This window comes from Comamonas sp. A7-5 (assembly GCF_039581385.1).
Taxonomy (GTDB): domain Bacteria; phylum Pseudomonadota; class Gammaproteobacteria; order Burkholderiales; family Burkholderiaceae_C; genus Comamonas; species Comamonas thiooxydans.
The window spans coordinates 1-7104 of sequence record NZ_JBCPWO010000033.1 but is presented as its reverse complement, the minus strand read 5'-3'; the positions used below and the strand labels follow the sequence as shown (position 1 = coordinate 7104).

5 protein-coding genes are annotated in these 7104 nt (G+C 59.8%); all 5 read left to right on the top strand.

All coding sequences use genetic code 11. From position 1 onward, the window contains the following. The first annotated feature begins 236 nt into the window (after positions 1-236). Positions 237-635: a hypothetical protein gene (locus AAIL67_RS24455; RefSeq protein WP_012837584.1), complete on the top strand. Its 399-nt coding sequence runs from the start codon at positions 237-239 to the stop codon at positions 633-635. 330 nt (positions 636-965) lie between these two features. Further along, entirely contained in the window at positions 966-2255 is a 1290-nt protein-coding gene (locus AAIL67_RS24450) for a TolC family protein (RefSeq protein ID WP_059441861.1), read from the top strand. Positions 2256-2301: 46 nt separating this feature from the next. Then, positions 2302-3507 carry an efflux RND transporter periplasmic adaptor subunit gene (locus tag AAIL67_RS24445; RefSeq protein WP_034359830.1) on the top strand — a complete coding sequence of 402 codons (1206 nt, stop codon included), beginning with the start codon at positions 2302-2304 and terminating at the stop codon, positions 3505-3507. 4 nt (positions 3508-3511) lie between these two features. Further along, positions 3512-6601 (top strand): CusA/CzcA family heavy metal efflux RND transporter, encoded by a 3090-nt coding sequence (locus AAIL67_RS24440; RefSeq protein ID WP_034359832.1) that lies wholly within the window; start codon positions 3512-3514, stop codon positions 6599-6601. A gap of 20 nt (positions 6602-6621) precedes the next feature. Then, positions 6622-6957 (top strand): P-II family nitrogen regulator, encoded by a 336-nt coding sequence (locus AAIL67_RS24435; RefSeq protein ID WP_012837587.1) that lies wholly within the window; start codon positions 6622-6624, stop codon positions 6955-6957. The last annotated feature ends 147 nt before the right edge of the window (positions 6958-7104 follow it).

The window sequence follows — 7104 nt, the reverse complement described above, 5'->3', positions numbered from 1 at the left end:
TCTTGTCTGTGGTGCTCTGGCAGATTTGATGTGCTCCTGACTTTCTAGCAAGATACCCTTGCCATGCAAGTGCTATGGCGATACGCTATCGTTCTCCCTTACAGATATTGACAAAAGTTTTCCATGCGGGAACTTTTGCTGCCAATCGGTACACCATCTTGTCACCATTGGGCCTGCTTCCCGGTGACTGTCTCATCCCTTCATTGTTGTTCGTTTAACCACAGCTCCTTCGATCCATGCGCCCGGCGTCTTCCTTTCTGCTGTCGCTGCTGATGTTTGCCTCCATCATCGGGGTGCAACTCATCGCCATGTGGCCCGCAGGTTCGCAGGATGTGGTGGCCATGGCTTATGTACTCGATGCAGAGCCGCACGAATACGGTGTCGATGTGCTGCAGGAGTTCGAGGACGATGTGGAAGAAGATACGGTGGAGTTCTCCATTCACCGTCCACATCGCACTGCCGAACTCAATCCGGCGCAAGATGATCGCAATGAATTGTTTGGCCCTCCTGAAGCGGTAGCTGTAGGTGTGGCCGATGTCCGGGTGCCTCCTCAGGGGCATGTGGTGCACCCGACTCATCCCTGGCCGGAAAGCATGTTGCGTCCGCCAAGTCTCGGCCTGCCGCAGGCAGGCTAGCTCCAGCTCAGCTGACGTCATCACGTCAGAACGTTTGCGCTGGGCTTTTTAGACCCCGATACCTGCCGCCCGCTATTCCAGCGCCTGCTGGCCTGGAATGTGCTTGTCTGCAGAGCATGGCTCTGAGACAGGTCTGGGGCGGCATCACCTGCTCAGGTGTAACTGATCCTGCATCGCATGCGGCGGCTGCCGCATGTGCATGACGGGTTTTCGACCCTTTCCTCACTTTATCTGCCCTCAAGAAGGCAGCTGTGTTCTATGTTCAATAGATCGATAGTGCCGGCTTTTTTACCGGCCAAGGCCAGTAAGAATTCTTCTGGCCATGCACCATTGCGGAGCCCCAAACGCGCGGCTGTGTTCGGCTTGTGTCTCGCTGCAGCTCTGGCTGCGCATGCTCAGACCAATGCTCATGGCACACCACAAATCAGCAGCACCATTTCAGATCAGGCGCAGCCCAAGCTGACTTTGACGCAGCTGGTGCAGACCGTGCTGGACAACAATCCCGAGCTGCGCTCAGTGCAGCAGTCGAGCTTCACGGCTCAGGCAGCCGTGGTCAGCGCTGGCGCGCTGCCCAACCCCAAGCTGGAGTGGAGTCGCGGCGACAACAAGGCGCGTCTGGCATCGGCCACGCCCGGCAATGTGCAGACCATGGGGATCTCGGTTCCCATAGAAATGCCCTCCGTGCGCGCTGCTCGTATCGAGGCGGCGCAAGCCGGGCAGCGAGCATCCGTGCACCAGATTGCTGCATCGCGCAATGCACTTGTGGCTCAGGTCAAGCTCAAGGCCTACGAGGTGGTCCTGCGACAGGCGCAGGCACAGGCTGCCTATGATGCCGTCAAGCTGCTGGAGCAGGCACATGAGCGTGTACGCGTACGTGTTTCCAGCGGTGAGGCGGCGCGTTACGAAATCATCAAGGCCGATGCCGAACTGATCAACGCTCGTCAGCAGGAGCAGTCTGCCCGTTTGCTGGCCGAGCAATCCCAGCTCACGCTCAATCGTCTGGCTGCAGGCCAGTTGCCCAATCGCTTTGATCTGGCCCTGTCTCTGCAGGATCCGGTGGAGAAAGCGCAGTTGCAGAACATCAACTGGCAGTCCCATCCGGAGCTGCTGCAGCTGCAGTCCGAGGTGGACAAGGCCGAAGCGCAGAAGAACGGTGCCAAAGCCAGCCGTTGGCCGGGTCTTGAGCTGCGTTACGCACAGACGCGCGAGCCTGACATCCGCAATAACACCATCGGCGTGAGCATGCAGATTCCGCTGTTCGACCAGCGTCGCGGCCCGATTGATGAGGCTGCTTCGGAGGCCGAGCGTGCTCGCCTGCGCATGGAAGGTCGCAAGGCCGAGCTGGAGCAGCAAATGTTGCAGGCCTGGAAGGTCATGGAGATGGCGCAGGTACGCACCAAGGCCCTGAGCGAGGGCGCGGTGCGCGAGGCCGAATCGGCCCTGCGCGTAGCCGAGGCTGCTTACCGCTTCGGAGAGCGCGGCATTCTGGATGTGCTGGACGCCCAGCGCGTGCTGCGCACGGTGCGCGCCGATTTGCTTGAAGCCCGTTATCAGCTGCAATCCGCCCGGATTGAACTGGATTTTCTGGCTGGTCGCTATGCCCAGCCTTCCTCGCTTTGAGCTTTCAAAGTCAAGACCACGTTTTCGTATTTTTTGAATTCGCTTTATGTCTTCTCATCATCACTCCAGGACTGCGCGTCCCGCCTCTCTGGTTCTGGCACTGGCGTTGGCCGGGCTGACAACATTGACCCTGACTGGCTGCGGCAAGGAGGAGCCGGCTGCTGCGGTTGCTGCCGCAGATACCAAGGCCGAGCTTGACCCCATGGAAGTGGTTGTCTCAGCCGAAATGGCAACCAACTTCAAGACCGCCGCGGTAACGCAGGCCGAGGTTGCATCGGTGCAGGAGGTTGCCGGTCGCATTGAAGCCAACGAACGCAAGGTCACCCGCATCGGTGCGGCCGTGACAGGGCGTGTGACCGAGGTGCTGGCCGAAACCGGTGATCGCGTCAAAGCTGGTCAGACCCTGGCGCGCGTCGCCAGCCCAGAGCTGACCACGGCTCAACTGGCCTATATGCGTGCCAGCGCCACGGCAACTCTGGCGGAGCGCTCCGTAGAGCGGGCGCGTCAGCTGATTGCTGCCGATGTGATCGGCTCTGCAGAACTGCTGCGTCGCGAATCGGAAGTGCAGATTGCGCGCGCAGAGTTGAGGGCGGCAGGCGATCAGCTCAAGCTGATGGGCTTGTCCGCTGATGCGCTGAGCAGTTTGCGCGCCAAGGGCAATGTGGCACCGAATGCCGCCATCACGGCTTCTGCTGCAGGTATCGTGATCGAGCGCCAGGTTAGCCAGGGTCAGGTGGCGCAGCCGGGGGATCCTCTGTTCACTGTGGCGGATCTCTCCAATGTCTGGGTGGTAGGCGCGCTGCCTGAGCAAATTGCACGCAGCGTGCAGACTGGCCAGAACGTGCAGATCGATGTGCCAGCGCTGGGGCTGACCGTCGAGGAGGCTCCCATCTCGGGCAAGATCATCTACGTGGGCGACACCGTGTCCCCCGAAACCCGCACTGTGACCATTCGCACTCAGGTTGACAACAAGGATCTGGCACTGAAGCCCCAGATGCTGGCCACCATGAAGATCCAGGGTTCCATGGAGAAAACTCTGGCGATCCCGGCGCTGGCGGTCGTTCGCGAGAACGACAAGGATCATGTCTACGTCAAGAAAGCCGAAAACCACTATCGCCTGACTCCGGTGGAGTTGGGTGCGGCCAGCGGTGGTCTGCGACCTGTGCTCAAGGGGTTGAGCGAAGGCTCCCAGATCGTGGTCGAAGGTGCATTCCACCTGAACAACGAGCGCAAGCGCGCAGAACTGGAGTAAGCCCATGATTGCCTCCATGATTCGTGCCGCGCTATCGCAGCGGCTGGTGGTGGTCGTGCTGGCGCTGGTGATGTGTGGCTTTGGCCTGCGTGCCGCCATGAATCTGTCGGTGGATGCTTTCCCCGATGTGACCAATGTGCAGGTTCAGGTTGCCACCGAAGCCCCTGGTCGTTCGCCCGAGGAGATCGAGCGTTTTGTGACCGTGCCTCTCGAAATCGCCATGACGGGATTGCCCGGGTTGGCAGAGATGCGCTCGCTCAACAAGAGCGGTCTATCCATTATCACGCTGGTGTTTACCGATGCGACCGATGTGTACTTTGCCCGGCAGTTGGTGACGGAGCGTCTGATCGAAGTCACGCCACGCATGCCTGAAGGCATCGTGCCGGTACTGGGGCCGGTATCCACTGGCCTGGGTGAGGTCTACCAGTACACGCTGGACCACCCCGATGATGGCAAGCGTGAGCTGACCCAGGCCGAGTTGACGGAGCGTCGCACCATTCAGGACTGGGTGGCGCGTCCGTTGCTGCGATCCATTCCCGGTGTGGCTGAAATCAACTCTCAGGGCGGATATGTCAAGCAGTACCAGGTGCTGGTCGATCCTGCCCGCCTGCGTCACTACAACCTGAGCGTGCGTCAGGTGGTGCAAGCCGTGGCGGACAACAATGCCAATGCCAGTGGCGGCATCCTGCCGCAGGTGACCGAGCAGTATCTGATTCGAGGCGTGGGCATGATCCGCACGCTGGACGATATCGGCAACATCGTGCTCAAGGAGCAAGGAGGAGTGCCGGTCTATGTGCGTGATGTGGCCAAGGTGCAGATTGACGCCGAGGTGCGACAGGGCGCCATCATCAAGGGCGGCTATACCGAGGGCGTTTCGGGCATCGTGCTGATGATGCGCGGCGGCAATGCCAAGGAGGTGGTGACCCGCGTGAAGGAGCGGGTGGAGGAGATCAACTCCAAGGGCATGCTGCCTGGTGGCCTGCAGATCGTTCCTTACTACGACCGTACCGATCTGGTGGATTCCGCTCTCTGGACCGTGGGCAAGGTGCTGATTGAAGGCATCTTCCTGGTGGTGGTGGTGCTGTTCATCTTCCTGGGCGATGTGCGTTCCAGCCTGATTGTGGTGGCGACGCTGATCATCACGCCGCTGACCACCTTCATCATGATGAACAAGTACGGCATTTCGGCTAACCTGATGTCCTTGGGGGGCTTGGCGATTGCCATTGGCCTGATGGTGGATGCCACCGTGGTGGTGGTTGAAAACGTCTTCCACAAACTGGGGCAGGCGGGCAATTCGCGCGGCGAGCGCATTCGCACAGTGCTGTCGGCCACCGTGGAAGTTGCTACACCCACCATCTTCGGTATTGCCATCATCATCTTGGTGTTCCTGCCGCTGATGACGCTGCAAGGTATTGAAGGCAAGATGTTCGGCCCGCTGGCGCTGACCATCGCCATGGCTCTGGCGATATCGCTGGCCGTGTCGCTGTTCCTGTCGCCCGTGCTGTGCTCCTACTTCCTCAAGGGCGGCGCCGATCACGATACCAAGCTGATTGGCTTCCTCAAGCGCCACTATCTGCGTTTGCTTGACGGCGCGACTGCACGCAACCGCCTGACGCTGGCCGTGGCCGTGGCTTTGCTGATCGGATCGCTGGGCCTGTTCCCGTTCCTGGGCAAGTCTTTCATGCCGACCATGAAGGAAGGTGCGCTGACGCCGCAGATCAACCGCGTGCCCAGCATTTCCCTGGATGAATCCATTCGTATGGAAATGGCTGCCATGAAGGAAGTCGCGCAGGTGCCTGGTGTGAAGTCCGTGGTGTCCAAGCTGGGGCGTGGCGAATCGCCGGCCGATCCTGCTGGCCCCAATGAGTCTGACCCCATCGTGCTGCTGGATCCCGAGTCCGAGCGTACCCAGGATGAGATCGACGAAGAGATTCGTCAGCGCCTGTCCAAGATTCCCGGCGTGCAGATTGTGCTGTCCCAGCCCATCTCCGAGCGTGTGGATGAAATGGTGACCGGCGTGCGCTCGCAACTGGCCGTGAAGGTGTTCGGTGATGAACTGGACGATCTCAAGGAAGTCTCCGAGCAGGTGGCGCGCATTCTGAAGAGCGTCTCCGGCAGTACGGACATACGTATCGAGCGACTCTCGGGTCAGCAGGCTCTGACGGTGGATATCGACCGCAAGGCGATTGCTCGTCACGGTCTGAACGTTGCCGATGTGCAAAGCCTGCTGGAGTCAGCCATTGGCGGCAAGGACGTGACGACCTTGTACGAGGGTGAGCGTCGTTACTCGGTCGTGGTGCGTTTCCCCGAGTCCTATCGTGGATCGCCCGAAGCCATTGGCGCAACTCTGCTGACCACGGCGGCTGGCGCGCAAGTGCCGCTGAGCAGTCTGGCCCGGATCGAACTGGTCGATGGCCCTGCGCAGATCAGCCGCGAAGGTGGCAAGCGTCGCGTGGTGGTGGGCGCGAACGTGGAAGGGCGTGACCTGGCCGGCTTTGTTGCCGAGGTCGAGCAGCGCCTGGACAAGGAAGTCAAGCTGCCCGACGGCTATTACTTCAAGTTCGGCGGTCAGTTCGAAAACATGGAGCGCGCCATGGGCACGCTGCAGGTGATCGTGCCGCTGACCATCGTGGCCATCTTCTTCCTGCTGTTCCTGCTGTTCAACTCCATCAAGCTGGCAAGCCTGATCATTCTGGTGCTGCCCTTTGCTTCGATTGGTGGCCTGATTGGCTTGTTTGTCACTGGCGAATATGTGAGCGTGCCGGCATCGGTGGGCTTTATTGCCCTGTGGGGTATTGCTGTGCTGAACGGCGTGGTGCTTGTATCCAGCATTCGCCAACTGCGCCAGGACGGTATGGACGTGGCCGAAGCCGTGCGCGAAGGCTGTACTCAGCGATTCCGTCCCGTGATGATGACCGCAACCGTGGCCTTGCTGGGCCTGGTGCCATTCCTGTTTGCGACGGGTCCTGGCTCCGAAGTTCAGCGTCCCTTGGCTATCGTGGTGATCGGTGGTTTGATTACCTCGACTTTGTTGACGCTGGTGGTGCTGCCCACGCTGTACCGCTGGTTTGACGAGAAGCCGACCGAGGCTTGATTTGAGAAAGGAGTGATCCGATGACGATGAAAGAAATCCGCGCCATCGTGCGTCCCAGCCGGTTGGAGCGCCTACGTACCGAGTTGCGTGCGATTCCGAACTTTCCCGGCGTGACAATCTTCAAGGCCGAGGGCTTTACGGCCCCCGCTGCCGTGGACAAGCGCACAGTCAAGGATGAGCTGACCGATTTTTCGGACAAGCTCATGGTTTGCGTGATCGTGGATGAGTCCATGGTTGCAGTGATTCGCGAAGCCATCGTCGCTGCCTGCCGCACCGGGCAGATCGGCGACGGTCTGGTCTGGACTGTGGATATCGGCGAAATGCATCGCATCCGCGATGGCGGCGCCGTGAGCTGATCAGGCTTGGCACTGAAAGAAAAAGGGATGCTCTCTGCATCCCTTTTTTCATGCTTTCGACAAAATGTTGGAAGTTTGGAAAAACCGGCAAAAACCCTGTGCTACAATTTTTGCATTGCAGCAGAGAAACACTGTTTCATTGCTTCA